18 protein-coding genes and 1 riboswitch are annotated in these 18,970 nt (G+C 69.0%); of the genes, 9 read left to right on the top strand and 9 right to left on the bottom strand.

Annotated elements, in window-relative coordinates:
* Window positions 1-8: 8 nt before the first annotated feature.
* Together pta and GS4_RS06705 are read left to right on the top strand one after the other, a co-directional pair.
* Entirely contained in the window at window positions 9-2,132 is a 2,124-nt protein-coding gene (gene pta, locus GS4_RS06710; protein WP_007618828.1) for a phosphate acetyltransferase, read from the top strand.
* Window positions 2,132-3,328 (top strand): acetate kinase, encoded by a 1,197-nt coding sequence (locus GS4_RS06705; protein WP_007618827.1) that lies wholly within the window; start codon window positions 2,132-2,134, stop codon window positions 3,326-3,328. Before pta ends, GS4_RS06705 begins: the two co-directional genes overlap by 1 nt.
* 556 nt (window positions 3,329-3,884) lie before the next feature.
* Here the strand turns inward: GS4_RS06705 and GS4_RS06695 are convergent.
* The 5 genes from GS4_RS06695 to GS4_RS06675 all read right to left on the bottom strand — a co-directional run bounded on the left by GS4_RS06695 (window position 3,885) and on the right by GS4_RS06675 (window position 10,107).
* Window positions 3,885-4,184, bottom strand: coding sequence for a hypothetical protein (locus GS4_RS06695; RefSeq protein WP_007618822.1), 300 nt, complete (start codon window positions 4,182-4,184; stop codon window positions 3,885-3,887).
* A 234-nt stretch (window positions 4,185-4,418) separates the two neighbouring features.
* Window positions 4,419-4,748 carry a hypothetical protein gene (locus GS4_RS06690; RefSeq protein ID WP_007618821.1) on the bottom strand — a complete coding sequence of 110 codons (330 nt, stop codon included), beginning with the start codon at window positions 4,746-4,748 and terminating at the stop codon, window positions 4,419-4,421.
* Window positions 4,749-4,894: 146 nt separating this feature from the next.
* Entirely contained in the window at window positions 4,895-7,624 is a 2,730-nt protein-coding gene (locus tag GS4_RS06685) for a serine/threonine-protein kinase (protein WP_083862658.1), read from the bottom strand.
* 9 nt (window positions 7,625-7,633) lie between these two features.
* Entirely contained in the window at window positions 7,634-8,662 is a 1,029-nt protein-coding gene (locus GS4_RS06680) for a transporter substrate-binding domain-containing protein (protein ID WP_007618819.1), read from the bottom strand.
* On the bottom strand, window positions 8,659-10,107 hold the full coding sequence (locus GS4_RS06675; RefSeq protein WP_007618818.1) for a GlnX family signal transduction membrane protein: 1,449 nt from the start codon (window positions 10,105-10,107) through the stop codon (window positions 8,659-8,661). The genes GS4_RS06680 and GS4_RS06675 overlap by 4 nt, the downstream gene beginning before the upstream one ends.
* A 415-nt stretch (window positions 10,108-10,522) precedes the next feature.
* Here GS4_RS06675 and GS4_RS06670 point away from each other — a divergent pair, with 415 nt between their 5' ends.
* Window positions 10,523-11,005: an NUDIX hydrolase gene (locus GS4_RS06670; RefSeq protein WP_007618817.1), complete on the top strand. Its 483-nt coding sequence runs from the start codon at window positions 10,523-10,525 to the stop codon at window positions 11,003-11,005.
* Here GS4_RS06670 and GS4_RS06665 read toward each other — a convergent pair.
* Both GS4_RS06665 and thiE read right to left on the bottom strand, forming a co-directional pair.
* The gene (locus tag GS4_RS06665) at window positions 11,002-11,370 is read right to left on the bottom strand and encodes a 2-isopropylmalate synthase (protein ID WP_007618816.1); all 369 of its coding nucleotides are present in this window, start codon (window positions 11,368-11,370) and stop codon (window positions 11,002-11,004) included. The genes GS4_RS06670 and GS4_RS06665 overlap by 4 nt on opposite strands.
* A 395-nt stretch (window positions 11,371-11,765) precedes the next feature.
* The gene (thiE, locus tag GS4_RS06660; protein WP_007618815.1) at window positions 11,766-12,476 is read right to left on the bottom strand and encodes a thiamine phosphate synthase; all 711 of its coding nucleotides are present in this window, start codon (window positions 12,474-12,476) and stop codon (window positions 11,766-11,768) included.
* A 32-nt stretch (window positions 12,477-12,508) separates the two neighbouring features.
* A riboswitch (TPP riboswitch) is annotated at window positions 12,509-12,623 on the top strand.
* Between thiE and GS4_RS06655 the strand changes: the two genes are divergently transcribed.
* The 3 genes from GS4_RS06655 to GS4_RS06645 all read left to right on the top strand — a co-directional run bounded on the left by GS4_RS06655 (window position 12,619) and on the right by GS4_RS06645 (window position 14,835).
* The gene (locus GS4_RS06655; RefSeq protein ID WP_007618814.1) at window positions 12,619-13,830 is read left to right on the top strand and encodes an FAD-dependent oxidoreductase; all 1,212 of its coding nucleotides are present in this window, start codon (window positions 12,619-12,621) and stop codon (window positions 13,828-13,830) included. Its footprint overlaps the riboswitch before it by 5 nt.
* Entirely contained in the window at window positions 13,830-14,027 is a 198-nt protein-coding gene (gene thiS / locus GS4_RS06650) for a sulfur carrier protein ThiS (protein ID WP_007618812.1), read from the top strand. The genes GS4_RS06655 and thiS overlap by 1 nt, the downstream gene beginning before the upstream one ends.
* A gap of 37 nt (window positions 14,028-14,064) precedes the next feature.
* Window positions 14,065-14,835, top strand: coding sequence for a thiazole synthase (locus tag GS4_RS06645; protein ID WP_040509822.1), 771 nt, complete (start codon window positions 14,065-14,067; stop codon window positions 14,833-14,835).
* A gap of 95 nt (window positions 14,836-14,930) precedes the next feature.
* Here the strand turns inward: GS4_RS06645 and GS4_RS06640 are convergent, their stop codons facing one another.
* The gene (locus tag GS4_RS06640; RefSeq protein ID WP_007618809.1) at window positions 14,931-15,245 is read right to left on the bottom strand and encodes a hypothetical protein; all 315 of its coding nucleotides are present in this window, start codon (window positions 15,243-15,245) and stop codon (window positions 14,931-14,933) included.
* Between the two features lie 79 nt (window positions 15,246-15,324).
* Here GS4_RS06640 and GS4_RS06635 point away from each other — a divergent pair, with 79 nt between their 5' ends.
* Together GS4_RS06635 and GS4_RS06630 are read left to right on the top strand one after the other, a co-directional pair.
* Window positions 15,325-16,302, top strand: coding sequence for an ABC transporter ATP-binding protein (locus tag GS4_RS06635; protein WP_051989637.1), 978 nt, complete (start codon window positions 15,325-15,327; stop codon window positions 16,300-16,302).
* Complete coding sequence (locus tag GS4_RS06630; RefSeq protein WP_007618807.1) at window positions 16,299-17,045, top strand: ABC transporter permease; 747 nt, start codon at window positions 16,299-16,301, stop codon at window positions 17,043-17,045. Before GS4_RS06635 ends, GS4_RS06630 begins: the two co-directional genes overlap by 4 nt.
* On the opposite strand, the gene GS4_RS06625 is transcribed toward GS4_RS06630, so the two are convergent.
* Window positions 17,023-18,258 (bottom strand): DUF418 domain-containing protein, encoded by a 1,236-nt coding sequence (locus tag GS4_RS06625; RefSeq protein ID WP_007618806.1) that lies wholly within the window; start codon window positions 18,256-18,258, stop codon window positions 17,023-17,025. The genes GS4_RS06630 and GS4_RS06625 overlap by 23 nt on opposite strands.
* A gap of 78 nt (window positions 18,259-18,336) precedes the next feature.
* Here GS4_RS06625 and GS4_RS06620 point away from each other — a divergent pair, with 78 nt between their 5' ends.
* Entirely contained in the window at window positions 18,337-18,924 is a 588-nt protein-coding gene (locus tag GS4_RS06620; RefSeq protein WP_040509740.1) for a TetR/AcrR family transcriptional regulator, read from the top strand.
* Window positions 18,925-18,970: the final 46 nt, after the last annotated feature.

Raw genomic sequence — 18,970 nt, 5'->3', positions numbered from 1 at the left:
GTGAACCCATGGGTGCAGATGAGGCGACGGCGGCGGGCAGTATCTATCTCGCCTCCGGCGAGGGGGACACCGGGAAATCGACGGTCGCACTCGGGATGCTGGCGTTGTTGTCGGCGACCGGTGGCCGGGTCGGGGTCTTCCGGCCGATCTCGCGGGCGGCGGCAGGTGAACGGGACTACATCCTCGACCTGCTGATCGAGCACGACTCGGTCGACATCCCCTACGAGGACTGCATGGGCGTCACCTACGAGCAGGTGCACGCCGACCCCGACGGTGCGATCGGCGAGATCGTCGCTCGGTTCCACGCGGTCGCCGACCGCTGCGACACGGTCCTGGTCATCGGCTCCGACTACACCGACGTCGGCAATCCGTCGGAGCTCAGTTACAACGCACGGATCGCAGCGAACCTGTCGGCGCCGATCATCTTGGCGCTCAAGGCCGTGGACCGTTCGCCCGCCGAGATCCGCGGTCTCGCCGACCTGATGCTCGGCGAGATCTCGGCCGCCCATGCGTCGACCGTCGCCCTGGTCGCCAACCGATGCGACCCCGAACAGCTGAAGGCCATCGGTGCCGAGCTGGCGAAGACCGGCGTCCCCAGCTGGACCCTGCCCGAGGAGCCGGTGCTGGAGGCGCCGACTATCGGCGAGCTGAAGAACTCACTCGGGGCGCAGCTCTACAGCGGTGACCCGGAACTGCTCGACCGCGAGGCGTTGAAGGTGATGGTCGGCGGCATGACCGTCGAGCACATCCTCGAGCGACTCACCGACGGGACCGTGGTCATCACGCCCGCCGACCGCTCCGACGTGCTGCTCGCGCTGGTGAACGCGAACACCGCACAGGGCTTCCCGCGCCTGTCGGGGCTCATCCTCAACGGCGGCCTGCGCCCACATCCGATGATCGAGGCGCTGGTGGAAGGGCTCCGTCCGACCCTGCCGATCATCACCTGCCCGCAGGGAACCTACGAGACCGCTCGTACCGCGGCGCACACGCGCGGCCGGGTCGGGGTGGGGTCCACCCGAAAGATCGACGCCGCCCTGTCGTTGATGGAGGAGCACGTCGATCTGGCCACCCTGCTGGACGACCTGAAACTCCATGTGCCCGACGTGGTCACACCACAGATGTTCGAGTACGGGCTGGTTGCCCGGGCGCGGGCCGATCGCAAGCACATCGTGCTGCCCGAGGGATCCGACGACCGCATCCTGCGCGCCGCCGGACGCTTGCTGCGGCGCGGGGTGGTGACGCTCACCATCCTGGGTGATCCGTCGGCGGTCGGCCAGCGGGCCGAGGAGCTCGGTATCGATCTCACAGGTGCCGATCTGGTCGATCCGGCGACGTCCGATCTGCTCGACGAGTTCGCCGATGAGTACGCCGAGCTACGCAAGCACAAGGGTGTGAGTCGTGAACGCGCACAGGAGGTCATGCGTGACGTCTCGTACTTCGGCACGATGATGGTGCACACCGGCCGGGCCGACGGGATGGTCTCCGGCGCGGCCCACACCACCGCGCACACCATCCGCCCGGCGTTCGAGATCATCAAGACGAGCCCCGGGGTGTCGACGGTGTCGAGCGTCTTCTTCATGTGTCTCGCCGACAAGGTGCTCGCCTACGGTGACTGCGCGATCGTGCCCGATCCGACGGCCGAGCAACTCGCCGACATCGCCATCTCGTCGTCGGAGACGGCCGCCCAGTTCGACATCGACCCCCGGGTGGCACTGCTCTCGTACTCGACTGGATCGTCGGGCAGCGGCGCGGATGTCGACAAGGTCCGCACCGCAACCGAACTCGTACGCGAGCGGGCGCCGGAGGTGATGGTGGAGGGGCCGATCCAGTACGACGCCGCGGTGGAGCCGTCGGTCGCCGAGACCAAGATGCCCGACTCGCAGGTCGCGGGACGTGCGACCGTGCTGATCTTCCCGGACCTCAACACCGGCAACAACACCTACAAGGCGGTACAGCGCAGCGCGGGAGCGATAGCGATCGGCCCGGTGCTGCAGGGGCTCAACAAGCCGATCAACGATCTGAGTCGAGGCGCTCTGGTGTCCGACATCGTGAACACGGTGGCGATCACCGCGATCCAGGCGCAGAACGCGGCCGGCGCGGCGGCGACAACCGAGAAGGCAGGGGAGAAGTAGTGAGTGCGCAGGGAGCCGTCCTGGTGCTGAACGCCGGCTCGTCGTCGCTGAAATATCAGCTCGTGCATCCGGATTCCGGCGAGGTGGTGGCCGATGGGATCGCCGAGCGCATCGGTGACCGCGCGTCGTCGATCACGCATGAGCAGGACGGTCGCACCGAGACCGACGAGGTGTCGTTGCCCGATCACCGCGCGGCCATCGAGCGGGCGCTCGAGTTCTTCCGCGCGCACGGCACCGAACTCGCGGACGCCGGCCTGGCCGCGGTCGGGCACCGTGTGGTCCACGGTGGCCGCAGCTTCTACGAGCCGACCGTGATCACCCCCGAGGTGATCGCCGAGATCGAGCGCATCTCACCGCTTGCGCCGCTACACAATCCGGCGAACCTGGTCGGTATCTCCGCGGCGCGCGAACTGCTCCCGGACGTGCCGTCGGTCGCGGTCTTCGACACCGCCTTCTTCCACGGCCTACCCGATGCCGCGGCCACCTACGCGATCGATCGTGCGGTCGCCGAGGAGCACGCGTTGCGACGGTACGGATTCCACGGAACCAGTCACGACTATGTGTCTGGCCAGGTGGCGCGGTTCCTGGATTGCCCGATCGGCGAGATCAACCAGATCGTGCTGCACCTCGGTAACGGCGCGTCGGCGTCGGCGATCGCGGGCGGCGCACCGATCGACACGTCGATGGGCATGACCCCGCTCGAGGGACTGGTGATGGGCACCCGTAGCGGCGACATCGATCCCGGGCTGGTGCTGCACCTGCATCGGGCGGCCGGGCTGAGTGTCGATGAGATCGACACACTGCTGAACAAGCAGTCGGGGTTGCGAGGTCTGTGCGGGGAGAACGACTTCCGCACCATCACCGAGCAGATCGAGGCCGGCGACGCCGACGCTCGCCGCGCATACGACGTCTACATCCACCGGTTGCGGCGATACGTCGGCGCGTACCTGGTCGAGCTCGGCCGGGTCGATGCGATCGCCTTCACCGCTGGGGTCGGCGAGAACGCGGCGTCGGTGCGGGCGGACGCGCTGGCCGGGCTGGAGCACTACGGGATCGTGGTGGACCCGGATCGGAACGCGGTGCGCTCCAGGGAAGCTCGGCGCATCTCGCCCGACGACACCGAGGTGGCGGTGCTGGTGGTGCCGACCAACGAGGAATTGGCGATCGCCCGGCAGTCGTCCGCGGTGGTCGGATAGCCGGAACCGCGCTCGCGCGCAGCCGAATGTGTCGGAAAACCGCCCAACGGGCCACGCCGCGCTCCACAATCGATGCAGAACGTCGGCGATGGGAGAGAGATGATTCGACGCGGCGCGGTGTTGTTGGGTGTACTCGTGACGGCGCTCGGACTCGCCGCCACCCCGTGGACGTCGGCGCTGGCGTCAGCTGCACCGACTACGGCACGGACGGTCATATACGACTGCTCCGGCAAGGCATCGATCTCGCCGCGGACCATCAGCTCGATATTTTGCGGTGACGCCGGAGTCGTGGTCACCGATGTCACGTGGCCGATTTGGACAGACGGTGGCGCTGTTGGGATCGGTACTGAGCATCGGAAGCTGTGTGTTCCGAACTGTGCCGCGGGGCGATCCGCGGTCTACCCGGTGGGGATCTGGCTGTATGCACCAGTGCGAGGAGAGTTCACGCGAGTGATGCTCTACCCGCTGAACGGGGCGGTTGAGCAGTACCAATTGACCGGCACACGTCGCTGACGTACCCGCAGAACCGGCTACGCGACGGCTCGCCAGGAGCGTGTCAGCGGGCGTCCGGGTCGGTGTGGTGGAAACGCTCTTCGTAGCGGGTCTCGTCGACCTCGGTCGTCTCGGGCTGCAGCGGGTCCCGCTGGGTACGGTTGGTGACCCGACGCTCGGCCATCACGTATTTGCTGACGCCGAGCAGCACCAGGGCCAGCAGGAGTACTGCCACGGCCGCGATCACCACCGGTACCGATCCGCTGTGGTCGCCTGCCGAACGACCGATGGCGAGGGCCACCAGGACGAGTCCGAGCATCAGCAGGATGAACCCGGTGAGGCCGATGATCTTGGGTGTGTGCACACCCGTCCGTCGAGGATCGGGATGGTGGTGATGATCGGACCGATGGTGACCGGACGGTACCGATCGGTCAGCTGGTGAAGATGACGAGTTCATGGCTGCTCTCCCGTCTCGAATGTCGGGTCCGTGGCGAACGGTGTCCTCTCACCCGGGTATTCGGACTCGCGGAGCGGTACGGATGGGGCGATGGACGCGACCCGGTGTCGCCGATGCCCGCGCCGACACCTCGACCATCGGTCAGCCGTCGCTGGGCCGGTCCCGGGCCTGGGTGACCTGGACATCGTCCTGCGGCCGGTACTCGTCCTCGTACCAGGCCTCTTCCTCCGGAGTGACCTCCGGCTGCAGCGGGTCCTGATGGGTACGGTTTCGCACCGGACGTGAGGTGAGCAGACCGCGGCTGCCCGCGATCAGGACGATGGCGGTGATCAGCGTCAACGCCGCCGCGATGCCGAACCAGATCGCGCTGTTGTGCCCACCCGCAGCACCGCCGATGGCCAGGACCGCGAAGGCCAGACCGATCAACATGCCGACGTAGCCGACCAGACCGAACGCCTTGGAGAACTGCATGGGGTCACCTCGTCCCGCTCGATTCCGACAGGAAATTGCCCAGGTCGCCGCGGACCAAACATCCGGCTGGGAACCACGGAGTTCGGACACCATCGGGCCACACGTCCGGCGCACTCGCGAAATGCGCCTATCGAGCCGCGCCGCGGTCAGAACAGGGTGTCGGGTCGGACGTAGTTCGCCAGATCGATCAGCCGGAAGCGGTTGTCGCGGTTGTTGCGGGTCTGTCGGGCGAGTTGCCGCAACGACCGCTCGGTACCGACGCGCAGCCCGTGCTCGGTGAACGGATACCCGAGGAGCATCTGCGGCGCCTCCGGGGCATCGGACGTCTCGACGTCCGGGTCGTCCGATGAATCCTCGGATGCGTCGTCGGATGACTCCGCCGCGGAGTCGGTCACGTCCGTGCACGCAGCGGTCCTGCTCTCGGTGGGCGTGCTGTCTGCGCTGTCGGGTGACTCGTCCGTTGCGCCCGACTCAGCCTCGGGATGATGGTGAACCCACCCCAGGCCGGTGCCCAGCACGATCAGGAGCAGTCGCTGCTTGCGCGGCTCGGCCTCGGGGATCTGCTCGAGCCGACGCGCCGCCTCGACGATCTGTTCCCGACTCACCTCGCCGTTGGGTCGACCGTGGACGAGCACCAGGATCGCGGTGGCGCGGGCGGTGTTGAAGTGTCGACTGGTGGCCGGGACCTCGTCGAGCGGTTCGATGGCGCCCGCGACGTCGTCGGCCGCCAACGCCAGCCGCGCGAGCCCGAAGGCCGCGGTCACGATGCTGTGGTCGGTCAGCCACAGGTCGTGGTAGTGGTGCCGGGCGATCTCCTGGCACTCGGCGATCCGGCCTGCGTGTACCGAGCCTGCCTCGTGCGACAGCCATCGCCCGAGGAGTTCGGCGGTACCCGCGACGGCGAGTTTCGGTGCGACCTCGCCGGGCATCGCCTGCAGGACTTCGCTGAACCGGTCGAACGCGATCTCGGGTTCGTCGTTCATCAACGCACAGGTGCCCATGTACCACTGGACCCGCCACGAGTCGCCGTAGACGGTCGACACCTCACGCAGCAGTTCCAGCGCGGTGTCGACGTCGCCGAGTTCGAGATGTGCACGTGCCTCGGCGAGGTCGATCTCCAGCGACGGATGACGGTCGGGGCTGGCCGAGCCGAGTAGGGCGGCGAAGCCCTCGGCGCGTGCGGCATGGATGGAGTCGAGGGTCTGACGAGGATCGGACAGGGCAGCCGAGTTGAGCAGTCCCGCAGCCGGATCGGTGGGGTCGACGAGCGGCACGGGCAGCGCGCGGGCGATGTCCACGGGGTCGTAGAACGCCGCCTGGTTGGGATCGAAGAAGCCGTCGATGGGTCCGAGTAGGAGGTCGGTGCCGAACGTCGACCGCTGCGGGGTGAACACCGTCGACATCGCCGGCCGCGGGACGCCGGTGTGCACCGCGACCGTCTCACGCAGCACGTTGAGTACCTGGGTGGTCATCTCCTCGGCGGAGGCGAACCGCTCGGCCGGATCGGCGGCGGTCGCACGCTGGAGCAGCAGGTGGAACGACGGGTTCTCGGCCAGCAACGGCACGTCGTCGGCGCTCGGCAGACCGTCGAGGTACCGGCCGTCGCGGGCGGGCATCGGGATGGTCAGCGCGGCCAGGGTGCGGCCGATGCTGTAGATGTCGGTGACCACCTGTGGACCCGTCCGGACGATTTCCGGCGCCTGGAATCCGGGTGTGCCGTAGAGGTGGCCGTAGCCGTTGACAGGCGAGACCGCGCCGAGGTCGATGAGCTTCACCTCGTCGCTGCCGACCATCACGTTCTCGGGTTTGACGTCGTTGTAGACGAGCCCGACCGAGTGCAGGTACCCGACGGCCGGCAGCACCTCGAGCATGTAGGCCATCGCCTGCTCCACCGACAGGTACTGGTCGATGGTGCCGTCCCCCGAGGTCAGCTGCTTGAGCGTCTGACCGCCGATGTATTCCATGACGATGTAGCCGAACCGACGGTCGTCGGCGTCGACGTGCTCGACGAAGTTGTAGATCTTGACGATGCCGGGGTGGTTGACCGACGCGAGGAACTGGCGTTCGGCGAGCGCGACCGCCTGCGCGTCGGAGTCCGACGAGTTCAGCAGACCCTTGAGCACCACCGGCCGGTCGGAGACGTTGCGGTCGATGGCCAGGTAGATCCATCCGAGACCGCCGTGGGCGATGGCGCCGGCGATCTCGTACTGGTCGGCGACCACCGTGCCCTGGGACAGGCCGGGGACGAAGCTGTAGCGCGCGCCGCAGTTGGGGCACTCGCCCGACAGATCGCCCTGACCGGGGCCGATCGTTCGGCCGACGGGCTTGCCGCAGCGCCAGCAGTTGCGCTTGCGTTCGGCGATGACCGGATTGGCGAGCACCGCGTCGGCCGGCTCGATGTCCCGGATCTTCGGGAGCGCGACGAGTCCGCTGCCCAGTCGACGATCGTGCACCGACGACGGACCGCGGGGGACCAGTCGCCGCGTGCGGCCGGTCGACGTCATCGCCCCGGTCGGGATCGTCGGACCCGACCGTCCGGACACGCGGTCGGTGTCGTCATCGTCCTCGACACCGCGGATGGCCACCCCGGTCTCGGCGAGGAGGTCGCTGCGCACAGCGGCCTGCGTGCCCGGATCGAGATCGGCGGGATCGGCTTTCTGGGTGCCGATGTCGAGGTCGTCGAGGCTTGCCCGTTGCGTGCCGACGTCGAGATCGGCGCGACTCGCCTTCTGCGTCCCGATGTCGTTGTCCGCGTACCGATCAGAAGCGTCGTCGGATCGATGGTTGTCCGCGCTCTCCCGGCCGTGGTCACGCGCGCCGTCGTCCACGCGCACCGAGGAACGGGCGTCGTCGCGGGGATCGTCTGCGGAGCTCATGTCACCATCTCACTCGCGGTAGACCGGGATCGGCGGATAGTTGGTCCCGAGGATGGACAGCCAGCGGTTGTAGATCTGCTGCCAGCCACCGGAGATGCGCAGCTGGTCCAGCACGCCGTTGACGAAGCGCACGAGGTCGTCGTGCCCCTGCGCCATCCCCACCCCGTAGTACTCCTCACCGAGACTCGGGCCAACCACCTGCACCCACGGATCCTGTTCTGCCAGTCCGGCGAGGATCGCGTCGTCGGTGGTCGCCGCGTCGACCTCACCCTGCTGCATCATCACCAGGCAGTCGGCCCAGGTGGTCGTGGTGACCATCTTGGCACGCGGTTCGATCGACTGCATCCGGCCGATCGAGGTGACCCCGCGTGCGGCGCAGACACGTTTGCCCGCCAAGCCGCGTGCGGTGGTCACCTGCGAGTTCCGCATGACCAGGATGCGTTGGGAAGCAACGTAGTACGGGGTCGAGAACGCGACGTCACGGACTCGATCGCAGGTGATGCTCATGGTCTTCACCACCACGTCGACGGTTCCGTCGTGCAGGGCCCGGATCCGATCCCCGGAGCTGAGGACCTTGTACTCGACGGTCGGCTCACCGAAGATCGCCTGAGCGATCGCACGGGCGATGTCGACATCGAAGCCCTGGATGTCACCGGTGATGGGATCGCGGAAGCTGAAGAGATTGCTGCCCGTGTCCAGGCCGACGATCAGCCGGCCGCGACCGAGTATGTCGGCCATGGTCGACCGCACCGGCATCTGCCCGGGAACCGGCATCTGGGCGGGTGGGCGCAGGCTCACCGTCGCGTCGCAGGTCTCCGAGTTGGGCGTCGGCTCCCGTGGCACGTCGGTGCGGGCCCCCGGGGGCGTCGGTGGGACGGCGGTGGCGGTCGGGGGATCGCTCGGCGGTGCCGGGAAGCGTACGCACGCCGTGCCGACGAGCAGGACTGCGCCGAGGATCAGGATCAGCCGCGCCGCGCCTAGACGGCCGCGCCGTTGCGCCGGCCCAGGGGTATCGACACCGCTCCGAGCCTCGCTCATCGGTACTCCCGGATCCGCGGGATCAGCCCGATGACCACGGCCACCCCGGCGAAGACGGTGAGTGCCAGGATGCCCGAGCCGCTGAAACCCAGCACCCGTTGCGCCGTGTTGATGTCGTCTCGGAACGTCGAGCGGGTGGTGGTGATGGCATCGATGAGCGCGGCGTCGACGTCGCTGTAGGCCCGGGCCGAACTGCTCCGGCCGTCCCCGACGGTCAACGTCCGGGCGGTGATGTAGTCACCGGCGCTGAGCCATTCGCGGACCCGGGCGTCGGTGCTGCGCCACCGCGCGACGGCGGCCTTGGCGACCTCGAGTTGGCGGTCGCTGAGGGCATCGGAGGCGTCCCGGTCCGAGGCCAGGGTCGTGAGGATGTTGTCGATGCTCTTGGTCGAGCCGTCGAATGTTCCCTCCAGCGTGGCCTGGTCGCCCCGGCGCACCAGCGAGAGGGTCTCCGCGGAGCGGGCCTGCTGGGTGAGGATGCGCGCGGTGGTCAGCTCGCGGAGCGGGTCGGCGCCGTCCTGTTTGGCGCTGTTGGTGGCGGCGACCGACATCAGACCGGCGATCAACAGCCAGACGGTGCCGACCAGCACCGCGATGAGCGCGGCGAGCACGCCGATGTTGAAGCGCCGCCGGGTGCGCCGCGCCAGATATCTGCTCGTCGCGATCAGCCCGACGATGAGCAGCACCAGGATCGTGTACACACCCCACGGCGGGACGGTCAGTGCGCGTTGCGGATCCGAGATGGCGCTCGACCGTTGCTGGTAGAGGCGCTGCGCCGCGGGCAGGATGCGGTCCTGCATGAGCGACGACGCCTCGCCGAGATAGGCGGAGCCCACCGGGTTGCCCAGGCGGTTGTTGGTGCGGGCCGTCTCGATGAGGCCGCTGTAGACCGGGATCGACGTCGCGAGGGTGTCGAGGTCGGCCATCACGGCGGCATCGGCGCTCTGGTCGGACTCGGTGGTGCCCGGCGCCGCTGCGCCACCGGCGGCCGTGATGAGTGACGACGACGCGGTCGCGATGGCGTCGGCGTACCGCTGACGCAACTCCTGGGGCTCGAGTCCGCCGGAGATGAAGGCCGCGTTGGCAGATGCGTCCGCGATGGACAGCGAGCTGTAGAGCACCTGGGCGGCCTCGGCCAGCGGCTCCGTGCGCTCGATCATCTCCTGCAGCGTCTGCGTGCGTCGCTCCAGCGTGGTCGAGGCGTACCAGCCGACGAGACCGCATGACGCGGCGAGTACGACGCAGATGATGACCAGCTTGCCCGGGCTGGTGAAGGCGAAGTGTCGTAGCGCCGCGAGTGGCGACAATCCGCGTTCGCGGACGGGGGCCACCAGATCGCGACGGTCGGCGAGGAGCTGGCGGATGGGCGGACCGGAGCCACCGGGTCGGGGGACTCGGCTGACGCGGGTGAGCGCGGTTCGCATGGTCGATGCGTCGCCGGTCACCTCGGTTCCCTCCTCGAGACCTCACCGGTGGGTCGGATAGCTGTCGTGGCGGCCCCGGTGTCGCCGAGCCGCGGTGTCGGCCTGTGGTGGAGACCGATCGGTTGCGGTCTCCGGTGTCGGAGCCCGGTGCGATGGGCGGGTGCCGACCATCGCGTGCGGGCCCCTGTCTGGTGTGTCGTCCGTCGCGGCTCCCGCGTTTCTCACCCTAGTCCTCGTCGGCGTGCCGGGCGGGGACATGTGAGCGTGTCCGACGACCCGCCCGAGGCCGTGACGAGCCACGACGCCGCGGCGCCCGATGGCAGGTGACCGTTTCGACCGACGTCACATCTGGTCCGGATCGGCGCGCTCACCTACGGTGGAGGTGGTCCGACGCAGCGGCGGGCGGCGATCCCCGGGCCGGAGGCAGGAGGCGGGCGTGCGCGGAGACGGCGACGGCTGGGTGTTCGATCCGGACGGAGTGCGTCACTGGGGCGTGCACGGTGCCGCGGGCCTGCTCCTGCGAGCGCCGCTGGCCGACGGTGCGATCGGGGTCCTGCTCCAACACCGCGCGTGGTGGTCTCACCAGGGCGGTACGTGGGCGTTGCCCGGAGGGGCTCGCGACTCGCACGAGAGTGCCATCGACACCGCCGTGCGCGAGGCCGACGAAGAGGCGGGTATCGGCGGCGCGGAACTCCGGGTGGTGGCCGCGATGGTCACACACCAGTCGGCGAGTGGATGGACCTACACCACCGTGATCGCCGAGGTCGACGAGCCGGTGCGCACCGTGGCGAACGGTGAGTCGACCGAATTGCGCTGGGTACGCGAGGACGAGGTCGACGCGCTCCCGCTGCATCCGGCCTTCGAGCAGAGTTGGCCGCTGCTGCGCGAGCGGATCGACTCCCTCGACCCCCGCAGTTAGTCCGCGAGCAGGCGGTTCGCAGCGGCGACCAATGCGTTGATGTTGGCCTCGTCGCCGGTCGCCCCGTCGCCCAGTGCCCAACACTCGCGGCCGCGGTCCTCGCAGAGCAGGAACGTCGTGATGATTCCGTCGACGACGCGCTGGTGGAACTGGTTGATCTGCACGGGTGCACCGATCTCGTGCAGCATCGACGTCATCGCGGCCATCTGACCGGTGGCGCGGGCCTGGAGCGACAGGTCGCGACCACCGACGGAGATGGTCGCCCGGCAGATGACGGTGTCCTGGGCGCTGGGCTCCACGATCCAGGAGCCGAGACTGATGCTCCCGGACGGTGCGTATTCATCGGTGAGCTGCTGGAACGTCAAACCGGTCGCCTCCTCGCGCATACCTCTGGGGAGCGCACATCCGTACCGGGCGGCAAACGGATCCGGACCGCTGAATCGTTCTCGCTGTGTCGGTCGACGTGCGTCGTACGAACAGGATCGGGCAGGTAGTTGAAGTGTGTGCATCGTCTGTGGTCGTTTCGGTCGAAGTTCTGATGACCGACGAGCAGACGCAACCGACCCGCAGCGGGGGGTCGGTCCGATCAGACCCCGCTGCGGCGGGTTACGAGGATGCTCGCGCGGGAGCACGCTTCGGTGATGCACATGATCTGGCCACGATAGACCCGTCTCCGGTGGCCCGGCAAGGGAATTGCTCCGACCTCGACAGATGCCGACCTCGACGGACACCGACCTCGACGGTCAGGTGGGCCCGACGGTCAGGTGGGGGTCGGCCGCAGGCCGCCGACGAGGCCTGCCGCTGCGGCCCGGGCGTCGTCGGCGGCCGTGATGGCCCGCACCACGACGGCCCGCTGTGCACCGGCCGTGATGACCTCGGGCAGCCGGCCGGCGTCGATGCCGCCGATGGCGAACCACGGCGTCGTCGGCGCCGCCTCGGCGACCGTGCGGACGAGGTCCAGTCCCGGAGCCGTTCGGCCGGGTTTGGTGGGGGTGGGCCAGCAGGGCCCCACACAGAAGTAGTCGATGGTCGGGTCGGCCTCGGCCGCAGCCGATTCGGCCGCAGCGTGCGTCGACACCCCGATCAGCATATCGTCGCCGACGATCCGTCGGGCATCGGTGGGACGCAGATCTCCCTGACCGAGATGCAGGACGTCGGCACCGGAGAGCAACGCGATGTCTGCCCGGTCGTTCACCGACAGCAGCGCCCCGCGGCGACGCGTCACGTCTGCGAGGTCGGCGAGGATCGCCAACTCCTCGGATGCCTCCAGCGCACCGAACTCGGCCTCTCCCCGTGAGCCCTTGTCGCGGAGCTGGACGATGTCGACCCCGCCAGCCAGTGCCGCGTCCACGAACTCGAGCAGGTCTCCGCGTTCGCGGCGGGCGTCGGTGCACAGGTACAGCGAGCTCGCCGCCAGGCGGTCGGACTGCGGACGGGCGGGACGATCGGGGCGTGAGGCGGTACGGGTCACGGGACGAAACGCTAACGCAGGGTCGTAGGCTGGGACGAGAGCACGGGAGTCCGAAGGTGCGTCGGGCTGAGAGTGCGGGGTCGCCCCCGCTGACCGTTTGACCTGATCCGGGTAATGCCGGCGCAGGAAGGGAGTACATCTGATGACCCCGGGATCGGAAGCATCGACGCGGGAAGTGCCGCGTGCGTTCCCCGCCGACGACCGGCGATTGTCCGTGGTCGGCGGCGGCGTGATCGGCCTGACCTGTGCACTCGCGGCCGCCGATGCGGGCTGGCGGGTGACCGTTCACGACGCCGGGACCGACCGGCGCGCGTCCTGGGTGGCCGGCGGGATGCTCGGTTCGCTCGGTGAGGGACAGCCCGGCGAGGAGGCCGCGCTGGCCGTCTCCGTGGAATCGGTGCGACGCTGGCCGGCTCTGCTCGACCGCCTCGGTGATCCGTCCGTCGCGGTCGCCCGTGACTCCCTGTTCGTCGCCGCCACCTCGGCCGACGCCGAGTACCTCGACCACCTCGCACGGTTCGTCTGGGCTCGGCAGCCCCGCGCCGGTGACGAGTTGCAGGCCGTCGACGCGCGTGGCGTCCGGACGCGCGAATCCGCCCTCTCGTCGCACGTCCACGGTGGCTACCTGGCCGGTGGCGAAGGGGCGATCGACAACCGGAAGCTGTTGACGCGATTGCGATCTGCGCTCGTCGAGGCCGGCGGACGGATGGTCGACGAGCGGGTGTCCGACCTCGATGCCGTCGACGCCGATCAGGTGCTCCTGGCCACCGGACTCGGTACCTCCGCGCTGTGGCCGGATGCGCCGCTACACGCTGCGCGAGGGGAGATCCTGCGGCTCACCCGGACCCGGTGGTCGGTGCCGCCGCCGGCGTCGGTGATCCGGGCGCGGTGGCATGGGCGGGCGGTCTACCTGGTGCCGCGCGAGGACGGGATCGTGGTCGGGGCAACACAATACGAGCCGACCGAGCGCGTCGTCGCCCCGGAGGCGGGTGGCGTCGCGGACCTGCTCGCCGACGCGACCGACCTGATGCCCGGACTGCGTACCTACACCCTTTCCGAGGTCGGCGTGGGTGAGCGGCCCTGCAGCCCCGACGGTCTGCCGGTCATCCGTCGCCTCGACGACCGGACCGTGGTCGCGACCGGGCACGGCCGCAACGGCATCGTGCTCGCGCCGTTCACCGCGGACGCCGTCGTGGACCTGCTCGCCGGGAACGGCGACGCCGCAACCGAACCCGGGTCCCCGACAGGCTCCGCGCGACTGACCGAGCCCGCGCACCTGGCCGAAACGGCACAACTGATGGAACCTGAACAGCCGCAGCCAGCGATCTCGTCGCGGGGGAGAGGAGCTCGGTGATGTCCGTACTGGTCAACGGCGAGCGCGTGGAGCTCGACACCGGCGCGTCGGTGCGTGATCTCCTCGGCACGCTCGGTTACCCCGATCGGGGGATCGCGGTCGCGGTCGACGGCGTGGTGGTGCCGAAGGGCCGATGGGACCGACTGATCGAGGACGCCTCCGCGATCGAGATCGTGACGGCGGTGCAGGGTGGCTGAGGTGGAACTCTCGACGCCGTCGAACGCGCCACGCGACGTGCATGCGCCGGGCGACGACGCGTTGCAGATCGCGGACCGCACCTTCGGTTCCCGACTGATCATGGGCACCGGCGGGGCGTCCAACCTGTCGGTGCTGGAGCGCGCGCTGGTCGCGTCCGGCACCGAACTCACCACGGTCGCGCTGCGCCGGGTCAGTGCCGACTCCGGCACCGGGGTGCTGGATCTGCTGCGCCGCCTCGACATCGCCGTGTTGCCGAACACCGCCGGCTGCCGGACCACCGCCGAAGCCGTGCTGACCGCACAGTTGGGGCGTGAGGCGATCGGCACCGACTGGGTCAAGCTGGAGGTGGTCGCCGACGACCGGACGCTGCTGCCCGATCCCATCGAACTCGTCGACGCCGCCCGGGCGCTCGTGGACGACGGATTCGTCGTGCTCGCCTACACCAACGACGACCCGGTGCTCGCCGCCCGGCTCGAGGAGATAGGGGTCGCGGCGGTCATGCCGCTGGGTTCGCCCATCGGCACCGGGCTGGGCATCGCGAACCCGCACAACATCGAGCTCATCGTCGCCCGTGCCGAGATCCCGGTGGTGCTCGACGCAGGTATCGGCACCGCGAGCGATGCGGCGCTCGCCATGGAACTGGGCTGCGACGCAGTCCTGCTGGCATCGGCGGTGACCCGTGCCGACGATCCGGAACGGATGGCCACCGCCATGCGGCACGCCGTGGTCGGTGGTCGGCTGGCCGCCGGGGCGGGCCGCATCCCGAAGCGGTTCTGGGCCCGCGCGTCCTCGCCGGATCGAGACTGACGCCCCCCGATGGTTCTTCCGCCCCGAACTTCCTCCTCCGCGACCTGCAGGGCGCGGAAGAAGCAGCTCGGGGCGGAAGAACCGAAGCGCGCGACTCAGGCGGTGCCGAGCACGTTGCCCGCGGCCTCCTCGACACGCCACATGTCGGTGCGCGCGATGCAGGCGTCGCGACGCGCGGCCATCGCCGTCCGGCTCGGATCCCCCAGGTAGCCGTCCAGCGAGTCCTCGTCCGGGAAGGTGATGATCTGGGTCTCCAGCGGCGGGACCGGATCCGTCCCGATCCGGCGGACCCGTTGCACGACCCGACCCCCGTGTTCGGTCACCAGCACCAGCACGTCGTCCTCGTACGCCGACAGGTCGTCGTCCTTGCCGTTGTGTGGCCAGAGCAGGATCGTGAGCGTCACCGACATGTCGTCGACGCTACTCAGATCCCCGGCCGTTGTCGGCGCGTCACCGATTCGGTGCGGCAGACCCACTAGGGTCGACCCTGTGATCAGAGTGCAGAACCTGACCAAGCAGTTCGGGTCGGTCCGCGCGGTGGACGATCTGACCTTCGACGTCTCACCCGGTGTGGTGACCGGTTTCCTCGGCCCCAACGGTGCGGGCAAATCGACCACCATGCGGATGATGTTGGGTCTGGACACCCCGACCTCGGGCGGTGTCACCATCGACGGCAAGCGATACGCCGAACTCGACCATCCGCTGCGCCAGGTCGGCGCCTTGCTCGACGCTCGTTGGGTGCATCCCAACCGCTCGGCGCGGTCGCATCTGCGTTGGATGGCCGCGGCCAACCGCATCCCGACTCGTCGCGTCGACGAGGTGCTGGAGATCGTCGGACTCACCTCGGTCGCCGGTAAGCGGGCCGGCGGGTTCTCGCTGGGCATGTCCCAGCGGCTCGGTCTGGCCGGGGCGATGCTGGGCGATCCGCACACGCTGCTGTTCGACGAGCCGGTCAACGGGCTCGATCCCGAGGGCATCGTCTGGATTCGCAGCTTCATGCGGCACCTCGCCGCCGAGGGACGCACGGTGCTGGTGTCCAGTCATCTGCTCACCGAGATGTCGCGTACCGCGGATCATCTCGTGGTGATCGGTCAGGGCAAACTCATCGCCGACTCGTCCGTCGAGGAGTTCACCGCGCGGGCGCGCAGCAGTGTCCGGGTCCGCAGTCCCCGACTGCCGGAAGTCGAACGCGCCCTCGGCGCAGCCGGTCTCGCCCCGACACCGGGCACCACCGCCGACGGACGCACCTTCCTCACCGTCCCCGACGTCACCACCGACCAGGTCGGCGACATCGTGGGGGCGGCCGGTCTACCCCTGCACGAGCTCGTCGGCGACTCGGCATCGCTGGAAGAGGTCTTCATGTCCCTCACCGCGCAATCGGTCCAGTACCACGGCGGGATGACACTGCAACCCGGTGGTGCGCAACAGATCCCCGGTGCCGATCCGACGGCGGGAGGCCCCCGATGATCGACGTCATCAACTCCGAACGCATCAAGCTGACCAGTGTCCGCTCCCCGTATTGGTGTGTGGGCATCGTCGTGGCGATCGCGGTCGCGGTCGCCGTGTTGATGGGCGCGACCACCACGTCACCGATCGGGACGACTCCGGCCGAGACCGCGAGCTTCTATCTGGTCGGGGTCAATCAATTCGGCTTCTTGGTGCTGATGATCCTGGCAGTGTTGGCGATCACCAGCGAGTACCGCTTCGGGACGATCCGGATCGCATTCCAGGCCGTCCCGCGCCGCAGCGTGGTGCTGGGTGCCAAGGCCGTCGTCTACGGCGCGCTCGCCGTGGTGGTCTCGCTGGTCATGACGATCGTCTCGCTGGTGCTCATCCGCTCGCTGGCCGGCCCCGCGAGCGGCATCGAGATGTCGGACTCCGGTGTGGTGCGGCAACTCTGGGGCACGCCCGTCGTCGCGCTGCTCGGGGTCCTGATCGGCATCGGGATAGGCGCGATCCTCCGTCACACGGCCGGGGCCATCGTCGTACTGCTCATCTGGAACCTCGCCGTGGAGAACATCCTCGCGGTGCTGCCGAAGGTCGGGACGTCCATCGCGCCGTTCCTGCCGTTCCGCAACGGCGCCCGGTTCCTGTCGGGGACCGGTGGCGACTTCCATTGGGGTGTCTACGGGTCGCTGGTCTATTTCGGCGTGGTGGCGATGATCGTGTTCGGCGTCGGCATCCTGGTCACCTCGCGACGGGACGCCTGACCGACTCCTCCTCGGTCCCGGCCGGGCCGGAACCGATGCGCGACAGCCGTCGGTAGCCGCTGTGCCACAGCCACTCCAGCGGCCCGCGTTCGAAGCGCCCGAGCCACCAGCGGGATGCGATCATCAGCGTCGCGGCGATGACCAGGAAGAGACCGACGGTGGCCGGTACCACCGTCGACGGGGTGAGCCGCGCGGCCAGGCCGAGTCCCCAGCCGTAACACAGCGCACCTGCCAGGACATTTTGCAACACGTAGCAACTCAGCGCCGTACGGCCGACCGGGATGATCGCCCGGGCCAGACGGCCCGGTTCGTGTGGGGGCTCGTCGGGGGCCCGGTCGACTGGCCGCCGGGCATACCACTCGGCAACCGCGGCGAGCAGCCCCAGTGACACGACGGGTGCCAGACCGTAGCGGGCCGCCACCAGGCCGGCCGATCCGCCGAGCAGGCCGACGGCGAAGTCCAGCGGCAGGGCGATGCCGAACCCGACGACCATCAACCACCGTCGGGTGCGTGTGCCCTCGGGGCCGAAGATGCCGTGGCGGAACAGGATCGCGCCCAGGAGGAACAGGGCGATCGACATCGGCAGGATGGCGATCACCTCGGCGCGGAACGCCGGCATGTGCTGGGCGCGGAAGACCACGAGGTCCACGAAGCTGCCGTCGGCATAGGGATTCGGCGACAGCGGTTCCGGAGGATCGCCCGAAGGCATCGTGGCCAGCGCCCAGACCAGCAGCGTGAGCCCGACGACGTGGATCGCGACTGCGATGATCGCGGCGCGGACCTGATTGCGCACCCGCCAGGTCAGCAGATACGCGACGATGAGACCGGTGACCGCGTAGCCCATCAGGACGTCGAACTCGGCGAACAGGAGGTAGTTCACCACACCGTCGACCATCAGCAGGACTGATCGCCACGGGTACGTGCCGGGCCACTTCTCGCAGCGCCGCCGAGCCGAGCGCTCCTGGATGGCGAGGCCGATGCCGAACATGATCGTCAACAGGCCGAGGAACTTGCCCTGGGTGATCTGTTGCAGCCACGCCTCGACGGTTCCCCACGCACCGCTCGCGTGGCCGGTGCCCTGTATGTAGCCGACCAGCCCCGACGCATCGGTGAAGATCCAGATGTTGGTGCCCAGGGTGCCGAGGATGGCGATCCCGCGGAGTACGTCGAGTGCGACGAGACGCGGCCCGGGTGTGACGGTCGGCGATGGCATGGGTGTCCCTCTCGGTCGTGGTGACACGATCGTGCTGACAACGAAGCTAAGCTAACACAGTTGGGCTACCATGGCGAGGTGCCTAAACTGATCGATCACGAGGCGCGCCGTGCTGAGATCGCCGAGGCGTTGTGGCGGATCGTGGTGCGCGAGGGTGTGTCGGCCGTGTCGATCCGCGACGTGGCCGCCGAGGCCGGCATCTCCACCGGCTCGTTGCGCCACGTGTTCGCCGACAGGAGTGAACTCCTGGTGTATTCGATGGACCTGATCCATCAGCGCGTCGGACACCGGATCGCCGCGCTGCCGCAGGCGGGGACCCCTGCCGAGCAGGCGATGGCCGCGCTTGCGGAGGTGCTCCCACTCGACGATCGCCGCACCGTGGAGATGCGGGTGAATCTGGCGCTCGTCACCGACGCGGTGTCGGATCCGGCGCTGGCGCGCGCGGCGCTGTCGGCACATCACGGGTTGCGCAGCCTCTGTCGGGTCGTGCTGAACCGACTCGCCGATGCCGGGCTGGTCGCCGACGGTCGGGATCTCGACGTCGAAGCGGCACGGCTCCACGCCGTCATCGACGGCATCGCGTTCCACCTCGTCCTCGGCGACAACGACTCCCCGGGCACCGCGTCGGCGATCGTCGAACACCACCTGCGCGATCTCGCGCACTGACGCTGGGTGCGCCAGAGCGAGTCCCGCATCGTCGTGCCAGGTCATC

It is taken from the genome of Gordonia soli NBRC 108243 (genome assembly GCF_000334455.1).
Lineage (GTDB): Bacteria > Actinomycetota > Actinomycetes > Mycobacteriales > Mycobacteriaceae > Gordonia > Gordonia soli.
Note: the sequence above shows the minus strand (reverse complement) of the source record. Positions and strands in the feature narration are given on the sequence as shown.